This window comes from Streptomyces sp. NBC_01235 (genome assembly GCF_035989285.1).
Classification (GTDB): Bacteria; Actinomycetota; Actinomycetes; order Streptomycetales; family Streptomycetaceae; genus Streptomyces.
Genome location: NZ_CP108513.1, coordinates 1,757,151 through 1,780,340 on the forward strand (window position 1 = coordinate 1,757,151; position 23,190 = coordinate 1,780,340).

Sequence of the window (23,190 nt, forward strand, 5' to 3'; positions counted from 1 at the left end):
ATAATTCCGCCATCGAAACGCGCCCGACTCCCCAGGGACGCATCCACACCCCTCCTCCCCCCGCCGAACCTCAGTCGAGGTCCCGACGAACCGCACGAGAGGTCCCCCGTCACATGCGATCGACCAGATACGCCCTCATCGCCGGCGCCGCCGCCACAGCCCTGCTCGCCACCGCCTGTTCCGGAGCTGGAGCCGGTGGGTCTTCGGGCGGCAGCAAGAGCATCAATGTGCTGATGGTCGGCAACCCGCAGATGGAGGACATCGCGAAGCTGACCAAGAGCACGTTCACCAAGGACACCGGCATCAAGGTCAACTTCACGGTCCTTCCCGAGAACGAGCTGCGTGACAAGGTCACCCAGGACATCGCCACCCAGGCCGGCCAGTACGACGTCGCCACCATCGGCGCCTACGAGGTACCGATCTGGACCAAGAACGGCTGGCTGCACGAGCTGGGCTCCTACGCCGACAAGGACACCGGCTTCGACAAGGCCGACCTGCTCAAGCCGATGGTGCAGTCGCTGTCGGGCTCCGACGGCAAGCTCTACGCCCTGCCGTTCTACGGCGAGTCCTCGATGCTCATGTACAACAAGGACGTCATGGCGGCGAAGGGCGTCACGGTGCCCGAGCATCCGACCTGGCAGCAGATCGCCGACATCGCGGCCAGGGTCGACGGCGCCGAGCCCGGTATGAAGGGCATCTGCCTGCGCGGACTGGCCGGCTGGGGTGAGCTGGGGGCGCCGCTGACGAGTGTGGTCAACACCTTCGGCGGCACCTGGTTCACCAAGGACTGGAAGGCGCAGGTCAACAGCCCTGCGTTCAAGAAGGCCACGAACTTCTACGTGAACCTGGTCAGGCAGCATGGTGAGGCGGGCGCCCCGCAGGCCGGGTTCACCGAGTGCCTGAACGCGTTGAGCCAGAAGAAGGCCGCGATGTGGTACGACGCGACCAGCGCGGCCGGGTCGCTGGAGGACCCCGCCTCCAGCAAGATCGCCGGCCATGTCGGCTACGCCTACGCGCCGACCGTACAGACCAAGAGCAGCGGCTGGCTGTGGGCCTGGGCGTGGGCCATGCCCAAGACCACCAAGAACGCCGACGCGGCCTCGAAGTTCATGCTGTGGGCGTCCAGCAAGAAGTACGAGAACCTGGTCGGCGCCAAGCTGGGCTGGTCGCGTGTCCCGGCCGGCAAGCGGGCCAGCACCTACGCCATTCCCCAGTACCAGAAGGCCGCCGGATCGTTCGGTGACATCACGCTGAAGTCCATCGAGCAGGCCGACCCGGCCAACCCCGGCGTCCAGCCGAGGCCGACGGTGGGCATCCAGTACGTGGCGATCCCCGAGTTCCAGGACCTGGGCACCAAGGTCACCCAGGAGATCTCCGCCGCCATCGCCGGCAAGACATCCGTGGACAAGGCCCTCGACGACGGCCAGAAGCTCGCCGAGGACGTCGCCAAGAACTACCAGAAGTGACCTTCACCGCCCGGCCGGCCCCGTCGCCGGCCGGGCACCGCCTCCCCCACCCCGGCCGTCACCGGCAGAGGAAACCCTTCATGACCACGCTCACCGCACCACCCAAGACCGCACCACCACCCGCCCGGCCCCGGAAATCCCCGGGCACAGCCAAGTGGAAGCGGCGTATCCCGCTGCTGCCGGCACTGATCTTCACCATCGCCGTCACCCAGCTGCCGTTCGTGGCCACCCTCGTCATCTCCACCTTCCAGTGGAACATCCTCAAGCCGGGCGAGAGGCACTTCGTCGGCCTGGACAACTTCACGTTCGTCTTCACCGACGAACGGCTGCGCACGGCCGTCCTCAACACCATCGTCCTGACCGCGTCGGTGGTGCTCCTCAGCGTCGTCCTCGGACTGGGTCTGGCGATGCTGCTCGACCGCCGCTTCACCGGCCGCGGCCTGGCCCGCACCCTGCTCATCGCACCGTTCCTGGTCATGCCGGTCGCGGCCGCACTGCTGTTCAAACACGCCCTCTACAACCCCGACTACGGCCTGCTCAACGGCACCCTGAACACCGTCTACCGGCTGTTCGGCGCGGACAACGGCCCCACCGTCGACTGGATCTCCTCCTACCCCATGCCGGCCGTCGTCCTCTCGCTGGTGTGGCAGTGGACGCCGTTCATGATGCTGATCCTCCTGGCCGGCCTGCAGGCCCAGCCCGGTGACGTCCTGGAAGCGGCCCGCATGGACGGCGCGTCGGCGATGGCGACCTTCCGGCACATCACGCTGCCGCACCTGCGCCAGTACATCGAACTGGGCGTCCTGCTCGGCACGATCTACATCGTGCAGACCTTCGACGCGGTCTACACCATCACCCAGGGCGGCCCCGGCTCACAGACCACCAACCTGCCCTACGAGATCTACCTGACCATGTTCCGCAAGTACGAATACGGCCAGGCGGCCGCCGCCGGCGTCGTCGTCGTCCTCGGCGCCATCGTGATCGCGACCTTCGCACTGCGCACCATCGCATCACTCTTCCGCGAGGAGGCATCCCGATGACTCACGCAGCCCTCGCCGCACCCGGCGCCAGGTTCAAGAAGCTCCTGCACCGAGGCGACGACCACGGCAGTGCACCCAAACTCTCACCGCTGTGGACGTTCACCGCCTGGCTGGCCACGCTGGCGTTCTTCGCACCGGTGGCGTGGATGGTCCTCACCTCCTTCCACCAGGAAGCCGACGCCGCCACCAACCCGCCCACCCCCTTCGCCCCGCTCACCCTCGACCAGTACAAGCTGCTGTTCAGCCGCGACATCACCCCCTTCCTCCTCAACTCGGCCATGGCCAGCATCCTTTCCACACTGCTCGTGCTCGCCCTGGCGGTGCCCGCGGCCTACGCGCTGTCCATCAAACCGGTCCAGAAGTGGACCGACGTGATGTTCTTCTTCCTGTCCACCAAGTTCCTCCCCGCCATCGCCGCCCTGCTGCCGGTCTACCTGATCGTCAAGGACGCCGGAATGCTGGACAACGTATGGACACTCGTCATCCTCTACACCGCCATGAACCTCCCGATCGCGGTGTGGATGATGCGCTCCTTCCTCGCCGAGGTCCCCAAGGAGATCCTCGAGGCCGCCGAAGTCGACGGCGCCGGCCTGCTCACCGTGCTGTGGCGGGTCGTCGCACCCGTCGCCATGCCCGGACTCGCCGCCACCTCGCTGATCTGCTTCATCTTCAGCTGGAACGAGTTCATGTTCGCCGTCAACCTCACCGCCACCCAGGCATCCACCGCCCCGGTCTTCCTCGTCGGCTTCATCACCAACGAAGGCCTCTTCCTCGCCCGGCTCTGCGCCGCCGCCACCCTGGTCTCCCTGCCGGTCCTCATCGCCGGCTTCGCCGCCCAGGACAAACTCGTCCGCGGCCTCTCCCTGGGAGCCGTGAAGTGAAGGCGGCCGTCATCACCCGGCCCGGCAGCGTCGAACTCGCCACTGTCGACGACCCCGTCCCCGGCGCGCGCGAGGTCGTCGTCGAGGTCGCGGCCTGTGGTCTGTGCGGGACCGATCTGCACATACTCCAGGGCGAGTTCGCACCGAAGCTGCCCATCATCCCCGGCCACGAGTTCGCCGGAGAGGTCGTGGGCCTCGGCAGCGAGGTCACCGAACTCGCCATCGGCGACCAGGTCGCCGTGGACCCGTCGCTGTACTGCAACGAGTGTCACTACTGCCGCACCGGCCGCAACAACCTCTGCGAACGGTGGGGCGCGATCGGGGTCACCCACCCGGGCGGCGCCGCCGAGTTCGTGGCCGCCCCCGTCGCCAACTGCACGATCCTGCCCGACAGCGTACGCGCCGAGGACGCGGCCCTGATCGAGCCGCTGTCCTGCGCCATCCGCGGCTACGACGTCCTGCGCAGCCGCCTCGCCTCCCGCGTGCTCGTCTACGGCGCCGGAACCATGGGCCTGATGATGCTCCAGCTCGCCAAGGCCACCGGCGCCGCGAGCGTCGACGTCGTCGATGTCAACGCCGAACGTCTGTCCACGGCATGGCAGTTGGGCTGCTCCGCCGCTGCCGCGTCCGCCGACGAGCTCGACCGGCCGCGCTACGGCTGGGATCTGGTCGTCGACGCGACCGGCAACGCCGCCGCCATCCAGGACGCCCTCGGGCGGGTCGGCAGGGGCGGCACGTACCTGCAGTTCGGGGTCTCCGACTACGCGACGACGGCCACCATCTCGCCGTACCGCATCTACAACCAGGAGATCACCATCACCGGCTCCATGGCCGTCCTGCACAGCTTCGAACGCGCGGCGGACCTCTTCGCCACCGGTGTCATCGACCCGCGCGTCTTCATCAGCGACCGCCTCCCCCTGGCGGCGTTCCCGGACGCGGTCGCCCGCTTCCAGGCGGGCGTCGGCCGCAAGATCCAGATCCAGCCCGGCCTCGCCCCCGCGTGAACGCCCGAACCGAACGGACTCCCCCATGGCCCACCAGATCCGCCGCGTCCTCGTCCGCTCCCTGGACGACATCACCCTCGAACGGGTGCCCGCCCCCGTCCCCGGGGACGACGAACTCCTCATACGCGCCACGGTCGTCGGGGTGTGCGGCTCCGACACCCATGCGGCGGCCGGCCACCACCCCTTCATCGACCTTCCCTACCGCCCCGGTCACGAGGCCGTCGGCGTCGTCGTCGCGGCAGGGAAGGGAGCAGAGGACTTCACGACCGGCGACCGGGTGATCATCGAGCCCAACCTGTACTGCGGCCGGTGCCCGCAGTGCCGCTCCGGCCGCTACAACATCTGCCAGGAACTGAAGGTCTTCGGCTGCCAGACGCCCGGCGCCATGACCGACCTGTTCACCATCCCCGCCGACCGCGTCCACCGCGTCCCCGACGGCATGACCGACATCGAGGCCGCCCTCGTCGAGCCCCTGGCCACCCCGGTGCACGCCGTGGCGAAGGCCGGGGACCTCACCGGCCGCACGGTCGCCGTGCTCGGCGCCGGGCCCATCGGTCTGCTCGTCCTCGCCGCCGCCCGGCACGCGGGCGCCGCGAAGATCGCCGTCACCGACCTGCTGCCGGGCAAGCGGGATCGCGCCCTGCGCCTCGGAGCCGACTCGGCCCTGCCCGCCGACGCCGCCGACCTCGCCGACCAGGCCCGGGAGGCGCTCGGCGGACCGGTCGACGTGGTCTTCGACTGCGTCGCGCGCGAACAGTCCATCGCCCAGGCCACCGACCTGGTCACCAAGGGCGGCACGATCATCGTCGTCGGAGTGGGAGCCGCGGGGACCACCCCCGTCCGCCTCGACCTGGTGCAGGACCGGGAGATCCGCATCGAGGGCACTCTGATGTACACCGGCGACGACTACCGCACCGCGATGGCGCTGATCGCTTCGGGCGCCGTCGACACCGCCGAGATCGTCACCGCCACCTACCCCCTGGAGGACGCCGCCAAGGCTTTCGCCGCATCCGCCGACCCCCAGCACGTCAAGGTGCTGGTCACTGTGGAGGGCCCATAGGCCCCGGAAGCCGGACGGGCCCAGGCCCGCACCGGCCCGTGTGGGAAACTGCGAGACCGGAGCGATCGGGAAGGAGGGGCGCTGTGACCGCCCGTACGCGACTGTCACAGGCCGCCGTCGAGGAGCGGCGTCAGGCCGTGCTGCGGTATGTCGCCGAACACGGCGAGACCCGCATCGACGACCTCGCCCGGCACTTCGACGTCAGTCTGATGACGATGCACCGGGACCTGGACGACCTCGCCGGGCGCCATCTGCTGCGCAAGGAGCGCGGGCGGGCCGTCGCCTTCCCCGCCCTCACCATGGAGACGGCCACCCGCTTCCGTGAGAACAGCGCCCTCGCGGCCAAGAACGCGCTGTGCGCCGCCGTCGCCGACCGGATCAGGCCGGGCAGTACGGTGCTCATGGAGGACTCGACCACCCTGTTCCCCCTGGTCCCCACGCTGCTCCGGGTGGACCAGCTCCACGTCGTCACCAACTCCGTCGGCCTCGCACAGCGCCTCGGGTCCGCGGCCGGCGTGAGCGTCACCCTGCTGGGCGGCCACTACCGCGGTGACTTCAACTCCTGCACCGGCCCCACCGTCACCCGCGCCCTGTCCCGGATCCGGGCCGACCTCGCCCTGATGTCGGCCACGGCCGTCCTTGAGGGCCGGCTCTTCCACCCCGTCAACGACTACGTCGAGGTGAAGCTCGCCATGCTCGGCTCCGCCGAACAGGCGCTGCTCCTGGTGGACCACTCGAAGTTCGGCAAGACCGCCACGTACGCGTACGGCACCGTGGCCGACTACCACACCGTCATCACCGACACCGGCACGCCCGACGCGGAACTCGAGGCCATGCGCGACCTCGGAGTCGACGTCGAGACGGTCGAGGTCGAGACGGTCGAACCCGAAGAGCCCTCCCCATGATCCACGCCTTGTTCGAAACACCGAGCGCCTACCGGCCCAGCGACGTCGAGATGGCGGCGCCCGTGCCTCCGGTACAGGCCGTCCTCTTCGACTTCAGCAACACCCTCTTCCAGATGATCGACCTGGAGACGTGGCTGCGCCGGGTCGGCGCCGCCTCCGGCCGCCTCGCCGTGCTGAACGAGCCCGGCGCGGTGGCCGGCATCGCCGACCAGCTGCGGACCGCCTTCCGGCTGCCCGCCGTCGTCGCCGTCCAGGAAGGCCGGGACCTCTCTTCCGCACAGCACCGCCGCGCGATGTGGGGATGGTGGGAGCGGGTGGACTTCCTGCGCGGCGCGGAGGAGGCGGCCTACCGGGAACTCACCGCCCCGGACGCCTGGATCCCCTACCCCGACACCGAACCGGTCCTGCGGGCCCTGCGCGAACGTGGGCTGCTCATCGCCATCGTCAGCGACTTCGCCTGGGACCTGCGCACCCACCTCGCCCACCACCGGCTGGACGACTTGATCGACACCTGTGTCATCTCCTACGAGCAGGGCCGCGAAAAGCCCGACCCCCACCTGTTCCTCAAAGCCTGCGCCGACCTCGGTGCCGCCCCCCGCGCCACCCTCATGGTCGGCGACAACCCGGTCCGCGACGGCGGCGCCGCCGCCTGCGGTCTGCGCACCTACATCCTGCCGGCGGAACACCGCACCGGTGAGCGCGGTCTGGCGGACGTACTGCGACTCGTGCCCTGAGAGCCGTGTCCGCTGTTCCGGCGGACACGCGTGAGCAGGGAATCCGGTCAACTCGTCAGTCTGGCGCAGAGCTTGTCGGAGGGGACGGGGGATTTCCCCAGTTTCCGCTGGACCTGGTCGAGATCGCGGAGGAGATCGGTGGGATCCGCCGTTCCGGCGGTCGCATAGTCGAGGACGGCCCGATAGTAGGCGGCCGACACGTCGGGGGTCATCGCGTCGGCGGCGCCGAAGCACAGCGTGTAACCGGAGTCCGGCCGGAGCATGCCGGCTATCCGCTGCTGGACGGCGTCGTCGTAGCGGGTGACCTGGCTGTCGGCGGAGAACGCGGAGCCCTCTCCCTGGTTCACCCAGGACTGCTGGGCCTCCGTCTCCGCGAGGTAGGCGATGAAGGCTTCGGCGCTCGGATTGTCGTCGGTGAACATGCCGACGAAGTCCGCCGAGACCTCCAGTCGGCGGGTCGCGGAGGACGTCACGTAGTCGTGGCTCTGCCCCTGCTTGAAACCCATGGCGGACAGCGCGCCGTGCGCGAGGGAGCACGTGCGGGGTTTCGTGGTCATTCCCGCGGCCGCCTCGCCGAAGTTGCGGACGGCCGCGCCTTTGACGCCGGTCCCCACGAGGTTCCGCCAGGTGGTCCACGCCTCCTTGAGCGGGGGCGAGTTCCATTCCAGACTGCCCGAGAGCCACTGCCGGTAGGCGTCGCCGTTCCCCTGTGCGAGCAGTATGTCGGCGATCCAGTCGGCGCCCGGCCAGCCGGAGGTGGGGCCGGACTCCAGCCCCAGGCACCAGGTCCCGGACCTGCGCAGGTCGGCCGCCGACGGCCGGCCGGTCACCGCGGGGTCGAACCAGACGAGGCTCTTGACGTCCACTTTGACAGGCACGGCGTAGACCTCGCCCCGCACCTCCGTCAGCCCGCGGAACGGCTGTAGATAGGCGCCCGTGGGGACCCGGAGCGGCTGTAGTTTCCGGTCCTTGGCCGCTTCCTCGTCCGCGTATCTGTAGATGGCTCCCACGCTCGGCAGCATGGCGAGATCGGGCGGCGCCCCGGCCGCCACCGCGGCGTCGAGCTGTTGGGTCAGGGCGCGGGTGACCTGCACGTCCACCTGGATGCCGGTGTCGTCCTCGAACGCCTTGACGACCGAGTAGAACGCCTGGAACTCGTTGCCGGACCAGGGAACCATGATCGTCACCCTGTCGTGTCCCGGCCCGCCGCCGCACCCGGCCGCGGCCAGCACCAGCCCCAGGGCCAGGACGCAGTGCGCGAGGCGAGCCGTCAGCGTTCTCATGACCGTCCTCATGACCGCGGGAACCTGTACTCGGCGAGGCGGGGACGGTAGCCCAGGTAGGCGAGCACAGCGGCGGCCGAGAGGAGGCCCAGCGCGAGCGTCGTCGTCAGCCAGTGTCCGACCAGCGGATCCTGGCTCAGGACCTGCGCGTCGTGTCGGCACAGAACGCTGGTGGTGATCCCGACCGCCGCGGTGACCACCAGCGCGACCACCAACCGCGGGCCGACATGGCGGCGGAACCGACGTGCCACGACATAGCCGGTCGCGAGGACGCCCAGGAGCATGACGGCCGTCGGTCCGACGAGCAGGGACCAGACGTAGGCGGGGTTCAGCCAGTGCGACCGACGCTGAGCGTCGAGCGCCTGGCGCTGCATGTCCTCGAGGTCGGTGAGCGATGCCGTGAGGCCGCCCGTGCCCGGGATGGGGTCGTCCGTGCCGGGTTCCCGCGCGCTCGGGGCGGTCAGCGCCTGACGGGCGGAGCTCAGTCCCGCCCCGCCGCTGCGCGCGTAGTCGCGCACCGCCGTGTTGGCCAGCTGTACACAGGTGGTCAACTGGCCCTGGAGAAAGGCGAATTGGGCCTGTCCCCGTTTCCCGGCCGCGTTGCCCTCGGCCGCCGAGGTGACGAGGGTGTTCACGCGCGCGGTGTCGTTGGCGAACTCCGTGCCCGTGCCGATCAGGGTGACCTGGCCGGTGCCGGCGGCCTTCGCGAGCGCCGCGTCCGCCGCCATGGCCGTCCTGCGTGCCTGGCCGATGTCCTCGATGGCGTCGTCGGTGCGCCTCGCCGCGGTCAACTGATCGCCTGCCCGCGTCGACACCAGCAGATACAGCAGTGCCGTGGCCAGCACCATGGCGATCACGCCTGCTCTGAGCCACCGCAGGACCCGCACCGGATGGATCGCGCGGACCCGCGTTCGCCAGCCGGTCACCGTCCCCCGCAGGGACCGCCGGGACTGCGCGGCCGCTGTGCTCACGAGGCGTCCACCGGAGCACCGTCCGTCGCCGGTTCGTCGAAGCGGTGTCCGCAGTTCTCGCAGAACCTGGCGGAGCGTGCCGATGTCGTCGCGCCGCAGCGCGGGCAGCCGCGCGTGGACATGCCGTCGGCGGGCGGGAGTTCGACCGGGTCGACCGGTGGGGCAGCGGTCCTGGTCGATTCGAGCCCGAGTCGTTGCACCTCTCCGCGGGGGGCGTCGCGGCGCACCCGCAGCCTGCCGTCGGTGCCGGTGACCGACACCGAGCGCAGCAGCCGCATGCGCGCGGTGTCCCGGAGCTCCTCGGCGAGTCCCACCGCGATGCGCAGCTCACGGTCCGCGCGTTCGAAGTCCCGCCTCTGCTGGGCGTCGGCGCACGCCCTCATCGCCATGCCCAGCTCGTGCTCGTTCTCGACCCGCGTGAGGTCGGCGGACGGCGGGATGCCGAACCCGGGTGTCGCCCGCCGCCGTACGACGATGGCCCGGGGCTCGGAGCACGGCACGCGTGTTCCGTCGGGCTGTTCCGCGTGCAGTGTGATGCGGGCGGCGCGCAGGTTCTCCTCGACGGTCAGCGTCTCGGGGTCGAAGCGCAGCGACACCTGGTACTGGCGGGCTTCGGGCGGCCAGGAGCCGAGCGGGACGTGGATCTCGTCGCCATGACTCTGACGGGCCGTCAGTTCCGCCTCCACGGGACGCGTCTGGCGTACGAAGCCCAGCCGGAACCGTTCGTTGAGGCGCAGGCCCAGGTAGACGCGGGCCACGACGATGCGCTGCGCCTGCCGCATGATCCGGGTGAAGTCCTGCGTGAGGTCGGACACGGTGACGACGGCCTCGGCGCTGCCGTGCAGTGCCTCCGTGATCCGCAGCAGTTCCGCGTAGTTCCAGTCCTCGCCGAGTCCCCGCGCGTCGCACACGAACCGGTCGGTGCACTTCTGGAGCACGCCGCCCAGTTGCTCGGGCGTCTCGTGCTCGTCCTTGCCGTCCGTGTAGAGCACGGCGTGGCGCACGGTGCCGGGGGACGTCACCGACGCGAAGAGCCGGTCGGCGCAGGCCAGCCACTGCCCGATCGCCGTGCCGCCCTCGGCCAGTTGGCCGACGATCCGACTCTTGGCCTCCTGTCTGGCCGCGGCGTCGACGCGCGCGAGGCCGCCCGTGGTCGGGTAGACCACGTCGGCCTTGTGGTTGCCCGCGACGATCCCCAGGAGCGTCCCGTCCCGCAGGGTGTCGACGGCCGCGCACATCGCGCGTTTCGCCTCGTCCAGCTTGCCGCGGCCGGCCATGGACAGCGACTTGTCCATGATCAGGATCTCGGCGGCCCGCGTCCGCGGGACCGCGTCGGCGGCGGAACGCGCCCTGACGGTGACGAGGGCGTCCGCGCGTGTCTCGTCGTAGGCCAGATCGGACGGTGCGTCCACGTCCACTTCGAAGCTGAGCCCTGTTAATGGCGGACTGTCCCCCACCGGCACCACCTGACTGTGTCCCGCGTGTCGCTGCGCGTCCCCTGTTTGTCCCTGCGTAGCGGGTCAGGAGCTTAGCGTGTCGGGTGTGACTCCGAAACGGGAATGACCGGTTCGGCCGCGGCGGCCACGCCACCTCCACGCCAGCACCGGGCGCAGCCGGTTCGCCAGGTCCACCAGTGCCACGTACTCGCGCTCGGTGGGAGCGTGCGCGCCGAGCCCGCGGACCGCTTCGGACAGCCTCAGCCGGTCCTGGGTGCGCTGGAACTCGGCGTACTCGATCTCGGCCCCGAGGCCGGTGGCCGCGGCGTCGTCCGCGTGGAGACCGTCCAGCGCCGCGCGGGCCCGTGCCAGGTCGCCCTCGGTCGGCGAGGTGACGGCCGGGTGTGCGAGGACCGTGACGAGCAGCCGTACGGCCGCGACGCGCGCCTCGCGTTCGTAGCGGAATTCCTGGGTCAGGCGCTCGGCGGTGGCCACCGCTTCCGCGCGCCGGTCGGCCAGCAGGTGCACACGGGCCAGTCCGAAGCCCGCCGCGCCGATCGCGGGGGTGGTGTCGAAGACGGTGCCGTAGTGCGAGCGGGCGGCCTCGCTGTCGCCGCGGAACTCGGCGCACAGGCCGAGCGCGAGCTGTGGGATCAGTTCGCCCGGCAGCGTTCGTCGTACCTCGGTGAAGTGGCCGACGGCTCTCGGCACGTCCTCACGCGCCAGCGCGATCAGACCGGAGTACCAGGCGTGCAACCAGTGCCAGTCGGGCAGGCCCGCGCGGGCGAGGGCCTGCCCGGCCAGTGTCACGTCGCCTCGGCGCAGGGCGAGCCTGCTCTCGGCCAGCGCGTTCCCGGCCGAGTCGCCGACACGGGGATCGTCGGGATCGGAGAGGGGCGTGGGGAGCGCCGCCGCCATGTCCGGAGGCCGGGGGCAGGAGAACGGGGCGGGCATGATCAGCAGGGTGTCCCCGGCCACGCCCGCGCGAACCCAGTGATCGAGCGGCCGCGGCACCCCCAGCCCGCCGTGCAGCGGCTCGGTGATCGAGCCGAACAACGCCGACGGACGGGCCACCTGCCGACGGGTCGGCGGCGCAGCCACGATCTGCCGGATCACTCCGCTGAGCTGCTCCCCGAACTGACGTGACGAAACGAATCGCCGCTGGGGCACGGCGGTGTCCGTGGCGCGGTCCAGCAGCAGCTCGAGCGAGTCGACTCCGGGCGCCGCACGGTCGGTCCGGTGCGAGCGGCACACCTCTCGCAGCGTCTTCCCGAGTCCGTACAGGTCGAAGCCCGCAGTGGGCTTCAGGTACTCCGGATCGCCCTCCGGGGGCGCGTACGCCTCGGTGTACGCGACGATCGGCCCGGCTTCCTCCTGGGACCGCACCGCGCCGAAGTCGATGAGGCGGACCCGGTCGAGCGGCCGGGCGGCGCCCGCGGAGCCCTCCTCCCGGAACCGGATGATGTTCAGGGGCTTGACGTCGCAGTGCAGCAGACCCCTGGCATGCAGGTAGTCGAGCGCCTGGAGGACGCGGACGCCGTGCGCGAGGAGCGTCTCGAGCCGGTCGCCGTCCCGTGCCGAGAGCGGCACGCCAGGGACGTACTCCAGCACGAGGTGCGGCCCCTCGGGCTCGTAGCCCAGGATGCGGACGATGCTGTCGTGCCGGAGCCCGACCAGCACGTCCCGCTCGTGCTCGGCCGTCCTGGCCACCGACCTGTTCAGGGCCTTGAGGACCACCTGTGTCTCGAGGTTCCGGTCGTGCGCGAGGTACGCCGCTCCGTACGCCCCCGAGCCGAGGACGCGCTCGACGTCGTAGCGCCCGGCGATGGTGAGGCCGTGGGGCTGGGCGAAGTCGAAGCGGGTGCCGCAGTGGGCGCAGAATCCCGCGATCCGGCCCGGCTCGTCGCCGTGCCCCCGGCCGACCTGTTGCCGGCACACGGGATTCGCGCAGAAGCGGTGCTCCTCGGGGACCGGGCCCGCCGTGGGAAGCGGTACGTCCGGGGGTTCGGGAGCATGGTCGGCATCGATCAGGCCGAGGCCGTACCAGGGGTCCGGGCGCACCTGCGCCACGCCGACGCTGACCCCCTGCGCCGGACCGGCCGCGCCGGGGTGGGACGCGGCACGCTCCTGCGGCAACGGCTGCCGGTCGCACTCCGGGCAGAAGCCCTGCTCGTCGATCTCGCCCAGGCCGCAGTCGGGGCGGTTGCACAGGGGCACGGCGTCACCCTTCGTCTATCCGGCGGTTGACCTCGTCGGTGTAGCGCCTGACCAGCGTGCGGGCGGCCGCGAGGTCAATCGGTACGGTCTGCAGCGCACGGGCGGCGGGAGCGTGCAGCTCGGCGAGCCGCCGGTCCTCGTCACCGAAGAAGCGCGCGGCGCGCACGCGGTGCAGTTCCAGGCTCGTACTGAGGTCCTCGTGGCTCTGGACCAGCCGCCGCAGGGCGCGGTCGAACCCGGCGACCTCGGCGCGGGCCTCCAGGGCGCGGTCGTGGACCGCGGCGAGTTCGGGGTTCGGCTCGGTGGTGCGGGCGACGGCCAGCCGGACCCGCAGGCGGGGCGCGGCGCTGTGCGGCAGCCGTGGCGTGGCGAAGAACTTCTCTCCCCACCGCGTCCGCAGCCGGGCCGCCGCCTCCTCCTCGGCGGCGAGCTGCCCGACGACCGTCTGGACCTGCGCCGAGGTCACCCTCCTGAAGGCCGACCCGACGATCGGTGCGGGGTCGAGGGACACGTCATGGGCGAGATCGGCGGGCGGCCGGTCCTCGAAGCCCAGGACGAGGCGCAGGCCGCGCGAGCGGGCCCGGACGGCCAACGGCCCCAGCAGGTCCCGTACGAGTGCGGCGGGGTCGGCGGCCCGGTCGACGCGACCCACCACCAGACAGGCGGGCGGTCTGCGGCGCACCAGCTGACGCACCGCCTCGCGGTCGTTCTCCGCACGGAGCCCGAACCGGCCCAACAGATAGCCGCGCACCTCGGCGACGGACTTGCCGCAGGCGTCGTAGGCCGCGTCGATGGAGCCCAGCCCGAGGACCGTGTCGCCCGGCGCCCCGGTCAGCTCGGCGTCGGAGACGGCGGCCCGGGCGGCCGGATCGGCCGTGCGCACCAGACGCACCAGCCACGAGGAACCCGCCCCGACCGAGGCGTCCGTGCCGACGACGACGGTGCCCGACCAGCCGCCGTCGAGCAGCCGGGTGAGTTCCTGGGTCAGGGCGAGCCGCAGCGGGTCGCCCAGCACGTCCTGGGGCAACTCGCCTCCGGACGGACCCAGTTCGTCGGCGCGGTGCCCGCCGGTGAACTCCCTGATGCTCGGCAGGTGGGTCAGCAGTGTCTCGGTCGGCAGCATCCAGGCCGCCCTGGCGTCGCCGTCGGCGTAGTCGGCCACCACGATGCCGATGACCCTCCCTTCGAACTCGCCGTCCAGTGCCACCACCCCGGCGCCCGAATAGCCCGGCTGGATCCATGGATCGCCGGTGCGTATCTGCCTCAGCAGCACCCGTTCGCTCTGCCGCCAGCCGGAACCCGCCAGCTCCGCGTCCGTCCCGATGCCGTACGGCTCGGCCTGCGGGAAGCCGTACACCCGCACCCTGCCGCCGGAGATGGGCACCTTCCACAGGGTGGTCCTGGTTCCGCAGTCGACCGGCTCCTCGAGTGCGAGCAGCGCCACATCACCTCGCCGTGTGCCGTGCTCGTGCACCCACGATCCCGGGACCACCCGCGCGGCGCGCGTCCACTCCGGACCGCACGCCACGCTCCTGATCCGCACCCGGGCCGCGGTACCCTCCGGCTGCGCTCCGGCGTACCGGACGACGTGCGCGCAGGTCAGCACGTGTCTGTCGTCGAGCAGCACCCCGGCACCGCAGGGAGTTCCGCCCTCGTCGTCCACCCTCACCCGCCAGGGGTTCTCGCTGTGGTGATGCAGCGCCATCTCTCCACAGTATGGCAACTCCCGCCCCATGCGCCCGAGTTGTCGCCGACTGCCGCCTCCGGCATGGCCGTGCCGCGATCCGGACTCCGGCGTCGGGCCTGCCGGTCAGGCGCCGAGATGGGCACCGGCTCCAGGAGGTCGACGATGACGAAGTCCGCGAAGCGCGGGACGGCGAAGTCGGCGAGCTCCAGGTCCTGCGTGTCCGCCCGATCCGCACGGCGCCACCGGCCTCGCGTCCGCCCGCGGATCAGGTCGTGGAGGCGGCGCCCGGTACACCGGTCTCCGGCGTTGTCGTGGCCGGCCGACTCCCCGCGCTCGGCCACGTTCGGCCACCTTGCGGCCGCACGCTCCCCCGCTCTCGGCTTCGCCCGCCCGCCCGCCCGCCCGCACGACGGGGCGCCGCTGGCTGTCCGACCCGACCCGCCGGACGGGCCCTCGCGCCGAAGGCCGTTCGGCTTCCGCACACGGCGGGTGGGAGCATGGAAGGGCTGGAGGAGGATCTGCGATGACAGCCGAACCCGTCCGGTCCGACGGCGGCGCGTACCGTTCCGAGGCGCCCCCGCCCACCGGCCTGCTGGACGTGCTGAGCGTGTCCGCGATGGTCCTCGACGCCGACGGGCGCATCGTGTTCTGGACCCCGCAGGCGGAGGAGCTCTTCGGATACACCGCCGAGGAGGCCCTCGGCAAGTACGCGGCGCGGCTGTTCATCCACTCCGAACACCTCAAGGCCGTGGTGCGACTGTTCACGGAGGTGCTGGAGACCGGCCGGAGCTGGGCGGGCGCCTTCCCCATCCGGCACAAGGACGGCAGCAGCCGTCTGATGGAGTTCCGCAACATGCGACTCCAGGACGACAGCGGGGACGTCTACGCCCTGGGCATCGCCGCCGACCACACCCTGCTCCAGCGCGTCGAGACCGATCTGGCCCTGTGCGACCGGCTGATCACCCAGTCCCCGATCGGTCTGGCCGTTCTGGACCCCGACCTGCGCTACCTCCTGGTCAACCCGGCGCTGGAACGCATCGACGGCATCCCCGCCGAGGACCACGTCGGCCGGCGCCTCAGGGAGACCCTGCCCCTGCCCGACGTCGACACCATCGAGTCCCTGTTGCGTCAGGTGCTCACCACCGGCACTCCACTGCTGGACCAGTACCACGTGGGCCGGCCGCCCACCGACCCCGACCACGAGCACGCCTGGTCCCTGTCCTTCTACCGGCTGGAGGACCCCGGCGGGCGGGTCCTGGGCGCGGCCGCCTCGGTCGTCGACGTCACCGAACGCCACCGCGCGGCCGCGGAGGCCGACCGGGCCCGGCGCCGCCTCGCCCTCATCGCCGACGCCTCCGTGCGCGTCGGCACCACACTGGAGGTGGAGGTGACCGCCCGTGAGCTGGCCGAGATCGCCGTCCCCCAGCTCGCCGACGTGGTCGCCGTGGACGTCCTCGACGCGGCCCTGGCCTGCCGCCGCTCGCGGCGGCCGGACGACGGCCCCGAGCTGTTCCGCGCCCTCGCGCTCAAGGCGGCCCACCCCACCGTGGCGCTGCGCGCCGCCGACCCTCCCGGTGGCCTGACGGCCTACGACGGCGACCGTCTGGTCACCCTGTGTGTGCACACCGGCCGGCCGGTGCTGGTGCGCCACGTCGGCGAGCACGACATCCCCCGCATCGCCCGGGACGCGGAGGCCGGCTCGCTGCTGGCCCGGGCCGGCGTCCACTCGTATCTCGCCGTGCCGTTGATCGCCCACGGCGAGGTCCTCGGCGCCCTCGACCTCAAGCGCACCCGCAACCCGCTGCCGTTCGACGAGGACGACGTCGTCCTCGCCGCCGAGCTGGCCGGCCGTGCGGCCGTGGCCATCGACAACGCCCGTTGGTTCCAGAGCGTGCGCAACACCGCCCTCACCCTCCAGCGCAGTCTGCTGCCCGACCACGCGCCCCATCACACCGGCCTGGACCTCGCCTCCCGCTACCAGCCCGCGCAGGCCACCAGCGAGGTCGGCGGCGACTGGTACGACGTCATCCCGCTGACCGACGACAAGACGGCACTGGTCGTCGGAGACGTCATGGGCAACGGCATCGACGCCGCCGCCACCATGGGCCGGCTGCGCACCGCCACCTGCGCCTACGCGGACCTGGACCTCGACCCCGGGGCCGTGCTCCAGCACCTGGACAAGATCACCTGCGATCTGGAGCACTACATCGTCACCTGCCTGTACGCCGTGTACGACCCCCGGACCAGACAGTGCCGCATGGCCAACGCTGGACACATGCCGCCCGCGCTGGCCGGCCCGGGCCATGCCCCCCGGCTTCTCGAACTGCCCTCGGGCGCCCCCCTCGGCGTCGGCGGCGTCCCCTTCGAGACCACGACGACCGACCTCGTCCCCCGCGACCTGCTGGTCCTCTACACGGACGGCCTCGTCGAGACCCGGCACCACTCCATCGACGACCGCCTGGACGTCCTCCTCAACTTCCTCGACGAACCCGAACGGCCCCTTGAGGAGATCTGCGACCTCCTGCTGTACGGCCTGCGCCACCCCGACGACCACGACGACGTCGCCCTGCTCGTCGCCCGGGCCCTGTAGGCGGACGTCCTCACCCCTGGCGGGTGACCCTCGTACGTCCGAGGTTCACGGGGCAGCGGTGGGGACATTTGTTGCTCCCAGGCCAACAGCTCCACGGGCACACGAGGACCGGGGGATCCTGATGCACGCGTCGGTATGAGAAGGACTCGCGGTCGTACGAGAAGGCTTCGCGGTCGTCCTGAGGTGGTGTCTCCTGGCGGCGGTCCTGCTCGGCGCCTCCGCGACTCCGGCTCGCGCGTCCGGGCCGCCACCGGCCGCGCCCGGGGGCGCACCGGCCGCGGTGAGGGAGGTGGAGGTGCCGCCCGGGGTGAGCGCGGGGGTCGCGGTCTTCGACCGGCGGACCGGAGCCTTCACCGAACAGCTCAACCCGCGGACGCGGTTCCGGTCCGCGTCGGTCGTCAAACTGCTCATCGCTGTCGACCACGCGTGGAACCGGGGCCCCGACTACGGCCTGCCCGCGGACGACCGTGCCCGGTTCGACACGATGCTGCGGTCCAGCGACGACGCGAGTGCCTCGTACTACTGGTCGCAGAACGGCGGCAGCGCGATCGTCGACCGGATGGTCGCCCGTCTCGGCCTCGCCGACACGGCGGGGCCGCCGGCGGGCTACCCGGGGTTCTGGGGCTACACGGCGCTGTCGGCGGCCGACACCGTACGGGTCTACCGCTACGTCCTGGACAGCGCCCCCGAGCCGCTCCGCACGCTCGTCATGGGCGAGCTGCGGCAGTCCACTCGGTGCGGCACGGACGGATTCGACCAGCGCTTCGGCATCCCAGCCTCGTTCGAGCGGCCGTGGGCGGTGAAGCAGGGCTGGTCGGGCTTCGGCGACTTTGGCACCTGCTCCGAGACGGACGCCGTGACCGAGGCGGTCACCCCGGTCACCTTCAACCAGGTCGGTTCGCCTCCCTCCCTGTGACGTCGGCCGTGACCAGGCCGGCGATGTGCGCGGTGACCGTGTCGAGGATGTCGGTCCAGGCGGCCGCGTCGCCGAGCACGAGGTAGTTGAGGGTCAGACCGTCGGTCATGGCGGCCAGGTAGCGGGCCAGTACGGGGACGGGGACGCCGAGCCGGAGGTCCATGCTGCGGCACAGTTCCTCGATGAGTTCGGCGTACGCCTCCTCGTACGACTCGTACTGGCGGCGCGCCAGATGCTCGAACCCGGGCTGGCGCAGGGCGTACTGGGTGAGTTCGTAGGTCAGCATGTGTTCGTCGGGGTGGGCCCGGACATGGTCCCAGTACGCCTGGAAGCCCGCCCCGACCGTTTCCTCCAGGGTGCTCCTGGGCCGGATCGCCTCCTTCACGACACTCACCGAGTGGCCGGTGAGTGTCGTGATGACGGACTCGACGAGGGCCTGCTTGGACTCGAAGCAGTAGTGGAAGACGCTCAGGGACACACCGGCCTCGGCGGCGATGGACCGGGTGGTCGTCTTCGGGACGCCGTCCCGGGCCATCGCTCTGATCGCCGCTTCCGTCAACTGCCGGCGCCGCTGCGCCGACGGCATGCGTGCCATCCGTGTCCCCCGTGCCTCGTGTGCCGGCTAGGCGCTGTGAACGCCCACTTCGTACAGCGAGTATCCCCAGTCGGTGCCCCGGTCCAGGCCGTGGACCCGGACGTAGCGGGCCGGGGTGCCGGTGAACACGGCCGTGTCCAGGCCGCCGTCACCCGAGGTGGTGGACCAGGCGGTCTGCCAGCTCGTACCGTCCGTGGAGAGTTCGACGCGGTACGACTTCCCGTAGGCACGCTCCCAGTCGAGGGTGACGCGGGAGACCAGGTTGGTGGAGCCCAGGTCGACCTGCCACCACTGGTCGTCGCTCCAGTCGCTCGCCCAGCGGGTGTCGTCGTCGCCGTCCACGGCCCGGCCGGGCTGGTAGCTGGTGAACGGGTTGGACTCGGAGGAACTGGCCGTGGCCGTCCGCCCCTTGGCCAGATCGACCGAGGCCTGGTGCTGCTCGGTCGTGCCCCAGGTGTCGAGGTAGGACTCGGCGCCCCGGAAGAGGTCGTTCACCACGTCCTGGCCGCCGACGAGCCGGATGTCCTCGATCCAGTCGGGGATCAGGCCGACGTTGGCGCCTCCGTCGGTGTTGAAGTCGAAGGTGCGCGAGCCGACGGTCTGCTTGTCGATGACGGAACCGCCGTCGACGCTCTTGAAGGGGTACGTCACCTTGTTGGCGGCGTCGGCTCCGCGCGGGGCGGGGTGGTCGCCGATGCCGTTGAAGTCGGTGCCGAACCCGTAGCCGACGTCGTACTTGCCGCGCAGGGCGTCCGTGCGCTTCGCCTCGGCGGCGAACGCCTCCGAGCCGTGCATGTACTGGGCGACGAAACCGCCGAGCGAGTAGACCCGCTCGGTCCAGTTGAGGTCCATCCAGCTGTGCGAGGAGAGCACGCCCGGGTAGGACGCGGCCTCGAAGATGTCGAGCGCCTGGCCGGTGGCCTTGACGCTCATGTGGTCGATCTCCAGCATCATCTTGCGTTTCATCATGCCGCGCACCGCGTACTCACCGAGCGCGGTGAGCCCGCGGGTGTTGCACTGCGCGTCGGCGTCGTACGAGGGGACCTCCGTGCCCGCCGGCAGGTCCGACTCCGCCTTGGAGGCGGCGGTGCCGATGGGGTTGTCGTGCTGCGGACCGGTGCACTTCTCCGTCTGCCAGAAGGTGCCGGTCGACAGGAACTGCCCGACGTTGATGGCCGTTCCGAGGCCGCCCTCGTCGAAGCGGACGCCGCACAGCGCGTTGTCGAACTTGTGGCACAGGAACATGCTGCGCACGCCCAGCGCGTACAGCTCGTCGAGTCCCTTGTCGATGTCGGACTTGCCGCACTGCGCGATGTCCAGGATCTGCTTGCAGCCGAACGGCTCGGAGGTCTCGACGCCGAGGACGACCGCGAGCTTGCCCTGCTTGATGACCTCACGGGCCTGTGCGCTGTCGAGGACGATCCGGAACCAGCCCTTGCCGGTGCCGCCGTACATCTTGTCGATGTAGGCCTGGAGGTCGTACGTCAGCTTCGCCTGGAGGCGGATCGACGTCATCTCGTCACAACTGCGGTCCTTGAACGGGTAGATCGAGCAGATCATGCCGTTGGTGACGAGGTCGTTGACGAGCACCCGCTGCCCGCCCCGCCAGGCCCGCTCCACCCACGCGTAGTAGTTGGCCTGGTGGGTCATCGAGTCGTAGGCCGGCCAGTCCTTGAAGGTCGGCCAGCCGATCGGGTCGTGCTTCCCGTCGCCGCCGTGGGTGATGTAGTCGAAGAGGGCGAGCGTGCCGTCGGGGTAGTGCTCGGGACAGTCCTTGAGCGCGTCGGCTACGCCGGCCTCGGAGAACACCTTGCCGCAGATCAGCCGCCCGCCGAAGGCCTCGTTGGAGAACAGGTGGTTGTGCGCGTCGACGAACCCGCGCACCTCCCCGGCGGAGTCGGTGCCGGTGAACGGCTCGCCCGTGACGTCGATCTGCGAGTCGGGGGCCGGCCTGGCCGTCGGTGTCCACCACTGCGCACCGGCCGCCGAACTCGGCGTGGGGCCGAGGATCGTGGCGAGCACGAGCAGGAGCAGCGAGACGACGGTGAGGTCTCGGCGTCTGCGGTACGGGCGTCCGGTCATGGTCACAGCCCACGTCCCTCGGTCGGCGGGAAGGCGCGGTCGACGAGGGCGCTTTGACTGCCCGTGGGATTGTCATGACCGACGCAAGATGGTGGGACGAGGATCGCGACAGACTCCGTTCCGAGTCAATAGTCCGGGACGCTTGACCTGATAAGCACGGGCGCCCGGCGTAAACCACCCGAGCCCGTCTGCCGGTTGCACGCTGACAGTCGATGCGCCTACACGTTCAGGTGAGGATCCGTCGGAGCGGCCCGCGACCCCCGATCCGGCCCGTATCCAGAGCACATGGACACTTCGCGTGCATCTGTAACCCCCGCGTCCGCAGACCCCGCTCCCGCAGACCCCGCATCCCCCGCCCCCGGCCCGCTCTCCCGTCGGCGGTTCGCCGCGGCCACGGCCACGACCGCCGCCGCGCTCACGGTCGCCGCCCCGGCCACGGCCCTCCCCCAACGGCCCACGCGCCCGCCCAAGTCGACCTCCGACTGGGCGACCTGCCTGGCTGTCGCACGTGCGCTGCTGGTGGTCGACGAGGACGATCGGCCGCTCGTGCCGGGATACCAGAAGGTCCTCGCCGGCGGCCTGCCACGGGCGAAGACGAAGACCGCGAAGAAGGTGCTGGTGGTCGGCGCCGGGCCCGCCGGACTGGTGGCCGCCTGGCTGCTGAAGCGGGCCGGGCACCACGTCACCCTCGTGGAGGCCAACGGCAACCGGGTCGGCGGCCGCATCAAGACCTTCCGCACCGGCGGGCACGAGCACGCGGCGCAGGCGTTCGCCGACGCGCGCCAGTACGCGGAGGCCGGCGCCATGCGGATCCCCGGCAGCCACCCGCTGGTGATGGGCCTCATCGACCGACTCGGCGTCAAGCGCCGCCGGTTCCACCTCGTGGACGTCGACGCCCAGGGCAAGCCCGTCAACAACGCCTGGCTGCACGTCAACGGCGTCCGGGTGCGCCGCTCCGAGTACGCGAGGTCGCCGCGCAAGGTCAACCGGTCCTTCGGCGTGCCCCGTAAGTACTGGGACACCCCGTCCGGGACCATCCTGCGCGAGGCCCTGGATCCCGTACGCAACGAGTTCAGCACCCTCGGCTCCGACGGCAAGCGGGTCGACAAGCCGCTGCCGGAGCGGGTGCGGGGGTGGGCGCGGGTGGTGCAGCGGTTCGGGGACTGGTCGATGTACCGGTTCCTGACGGAGGAGGCGGGCCTCGACGAGCGGACCATCGACCTGGTCGGCACGCTGGAGAACCTCACCTCCCGGCTGCCGTTGTCGTTCATCCACAGCTTCATCAGCGCATCGCTGATCAGCCCGGACACCGAGTTCTGGGAGCTGGTCGGCGGTACGGCCACACTCCCGGACGCGCTGCTGAAGGAGGTCGCCGACGTGCTGCGGCTCGACCGGCGCGCGACGCACATCGAGTACTGGGCGCCGGACCGGCATGGCAACGACAACACCTCCCACGTCCGTGCCGACGGACCGCACGTGTGGATCGACACCGTCTCCGAGGGGCGCGGCGGCACGGTGGTGCGCGAGGAGTTCACCGCCGACCTCGCGATCGTCACGGTGCCGTTCTCGGGACTGCGGCAGGTGCAGGTCAGCCCGTTGATGTCGTACAAGAAGCGGCGCGCCGTCGCGGAGCTGCACTACGACAGCGCGACCAAGGTGCTGCTGGAGTTCTCCCGGCGGTGGTGGGAGTTCACCGAGGCGGACTGGAAGCGTGAACTGAACGCCGTACGGCCCGGGTTGTACGAGGACTACCGGTCGGGGAAGGCGCCGGCCGACGGGAGCCTGCTGGGCGTGCACCCGTCGGTGCCGTCCGGTCACATCACGCCCGGGCAGCGCGTGCACTACGCGGCCAACCGGTGGGCCACCCGTGACCAGCCGGAGGCTGCGCACATCGTCGGCGGGGGCTCGGTCTCCGACAACTCCAACCGGTTCATGATCAACCCGTCCCATCCGGTCGACGGCAGCGAGGGCGGTGTCGTCCTCGCCTCCTACAGCTGGGCCGACGACGCCTCCCGCTGGGACTCCCTGGACGACGACGCGCGCTACCCGCACGCCCTGCGCGGACTCCAGCAGGTCTACGGCCAGCGCGTCGAGGTGTTCTACACGGGTGCGGGCCGCACCCAGAGCTGGCTGCGCGATCCCTACGCCTACGGGGAGGCGTCCGTCCTGCTCCCCGGCCAGCACACGGAGCTGTTGACCGCCATCCGCACTGCCGAGGGCCCGCTGCACTTCGCGGGCGACCACACCTCGGTCAAGCCGTCGTGGATCGAGGGCGCGCTGGAGTCGGGGGTGCGGGCCGCGCTGGAGGCGCACCTGGCCTGAG

Annotated in this window: 17 protein-coding genes; 10 read left to right on the top strand and 7 right to left on the bottom strand. The window is 71.1% G+C overall.

The window, feature by feature from the left end; translation table 11 throughout:
- Positions 1–113 precede the first annotated feature (113 nt).
- From OG289_RS07305 to OG289_RS07335, 7 genes are all read left to right on the top strand, one after another.
- Positions 114–1,466, top strand: a complete 1,353-nt coding sequence (locus OG289_RS07305) for an ABC transporter substrate-binding protein (protein WP_327313182.1) — start codon at positions 114–116, stop codon at positions 1,464–1,466.
- 80 nt (positions 1,467–1,546) lie between these two features.
- Positions 1,547–2,506, top strand: a complete 960-nt coding sequence (locus OG289_RS07310) for a carbohydrate ABC transporter permease (RefSeq protein ID WP_327313183.1) — start codon at positions 1,547–1,549, stop codon at positions 2,504–2,506.
- Positions 2,503–3,387 carry a carbohydrate ABC transporter permease gene (locus tag OG289_RS07315; protein ID WP_327313184.1) on the top strand — a complete coding sequence of 295 codons (885 nt, stop codon included), beginning with the start codon at positions 2,503–2,505 and terminating at the stop codon, positions 3,385–3,387. Before OG289_RS07310 ends, OG289_RS07315 begins: the two co-directional genes overlap by 4 nt.
- Positions 3,384–4,391, top strand: coding sequence for a zinc-dependent alcohol dehydrogenase family protein (locus OG289_RS07320; RefSeq protein ID WP_327313185.1), 1,008 nt, complete (start codon positions 3,384–3,386; stop codon positions 4,389–4,391). The genes OG289_RS07315 and OG289_RS07320 overlap by 4 nt, the downstream gene beginning before the upstream one ends.
- 25 nt (positions 4,392–4,416) lie before the next feature.
- Positions 4,417–5,451, top strand: a complete 1,035-nt coding sequence (locus OG289_RS07325) for a zinc-dependent alcohol dehydrogenase (RefSeq protein WP_327313186.1) — start codon at positions 4,417–4,419, stop codon at positions 5,449–5,451.
- An 83-nt stretch (positions 5,452–5,534) separates the two neighbouring features.
- Positions 5,535–6,356 carry a DeoR/GlpR family DNA-binding transcription regulator gene (locus tag OG289_RS07330; protein ID WP_327313187.1) on the top strand — a complete coding sequence of 274 codons (822 nt, stop codon included), beginning with the start codon at positions 5,535–5,537 and terminating at the stop codon, positions 6,354–6,356.
- An 8-nt stretch (positions 6,357–6,364) separates the two neighbouring features.
- Positions 6,365–7,090: an HAD family hydrolase gene (locus OG289_RS07335; RefSeq protein ID WP_327313188.1), complete on the top strand. Its 726-nt coding sequence runs from the start codon at positions 6,365–6,367 to the stop codon at positions 7,088–7,090.
- Between the two features lie 47 nt (positions 7,091–7,137).
- Here the strand turns inward: OG289_RS07335 and OG289_RS07340 are convergent, their stop codons facing one another.
- From OG289_RS07340 to OG289_RS07360, 5 genes are all read right to left on the bottom strand, one after another.
- Entirely contained in the window at positions 7,138–8,373 is a 1,236-nt protein-coding gene (locus tag OG289_RS07340) for an ABC transporter substrate-binding protein (RefSeq protein WP_327313189.1), read from the bottom strand.
- A gap of 8 nt (positions 8,374–8,381) precedes the next feature.
- Positions 8,382–9,344, bottom strand: coding sequence for a hypothetical protein (locus OG289_RS07345; RefSeq protein ID WP_327313190.1), 963 nt, complete (start codon positions 9,342–9,344; stop codon positions 8,382–8,384).
- Positions 9,341–10,756, bottom strand: coding sequence for a VWA domain-containing protein (locus tag OG289_RS07350; RefSeq protein WP_327313191.1), 1,416 nt, complete (start codon positions 10,754–10,756; stop codon positions 9,341–9,343). Before OG289_RS07350 ends, OG289_RS07345 begins: the two co-directional genes overlap by 4 nt.
- Before the next feature lie 108 nt (positions 10,757–10,864).
- Positions 10,865–12,997 carry a tetratricopeptide repeat protein gene (locus tag OG289_RS07355; protein ID WP_327313192.1) on the bottom strand — a complete coding sequence of 711 codons (2,133 nt, stop codon included), beginning with the start codon at positions 12,995–12,997 and terminating at the stop codon, positions 10,865–10,867.
- A gap of 4 nt (positions 12,998–13,001) precedes the next feature.
- Positions 13,002–14,702: a trypsin-like serine peptidase gene (locus OG289_RS07360; protein ID WP_327313193.1), complete on the bottom strand. Its 1,701-nt coding sequence runs from the start codon at positions 14,700–14,702 to the stop codon at positions 13,002–13,004.
- Positions 14,703–15,207: 505 nt separating this feature from the next.
- On the opposite strand from OG289_RS07360, the gene OG289_RS07365 reads away from it, so the two are divergent.
- A complete protein-coding gene (locus OG289_RS07365; RefSeq protein ID WP_327313194.1) occupies positions 15,208–17,274 on the top strand; it encodes a SpoIIE family protein phosphatase in 2,067 nt (688 codons plus the stop codon).
- 307 nt (positions 17,275–17,581) lie between these two features.
- Positions 17,582–18,190, top strand: a complete 609-nt coding sequence (locus tag OG289_RS07370) for a hypothetical protein (RefSeq protein WP_327313195.1) — start codon at positions 17,582–17,584, stop codon at positions 18,188–18,190.
- Here OG289_RS07370 and OG289_RS07375 read toward each other — a convergent pair.
- Positions 18,159–18,785: a TetR/AcrR family transcriptional regulator gene (locus OG289_RS07375; RefSeq protein ID WP_327313196.1), complete on the bottom strand. Its 627-nt coding sequence runs from the start codon at positions 18,783–18,785 to the stop codon at positions 18,159–18,161. The genes OG289_RS07370 and OG289_RS07375 overlap by 32 nt on opposite strands.
- 27 nt (positions 18,786–18,812) lie before the next feature.
- Positions 18,813–20,867 carry a discoidin domain-containing protein gene (locus OG289_RS07380; protein ID WP_327313197.1) on the bottom strand — a complete coding sequence of 685 codons (2,055 nt, stop codon included), beginning with the start codon at positions 20,865–20,867 and terminating at the stop codon, positions 18,813–18,815.
- Positions 20,868–21,152: 285 nt separating this feature from the next.
- Between OG289_RS07380 and OG289_RS07385 the strand changes: the two genes are divergently transcribed.
- On the top strand, positions 21,153–23,189 hold the full coding sequence (locus OG289_RS07385) for a flavin monoamine oxidase family protein (RefSeq protein ID WP_327313198.1): 2,037 nt from the start codon (positions 21,153–21,155) through the stop codon (positions 23,187–23,189).
- Position 23,190 lies beyond the last annotated feature (1 nt).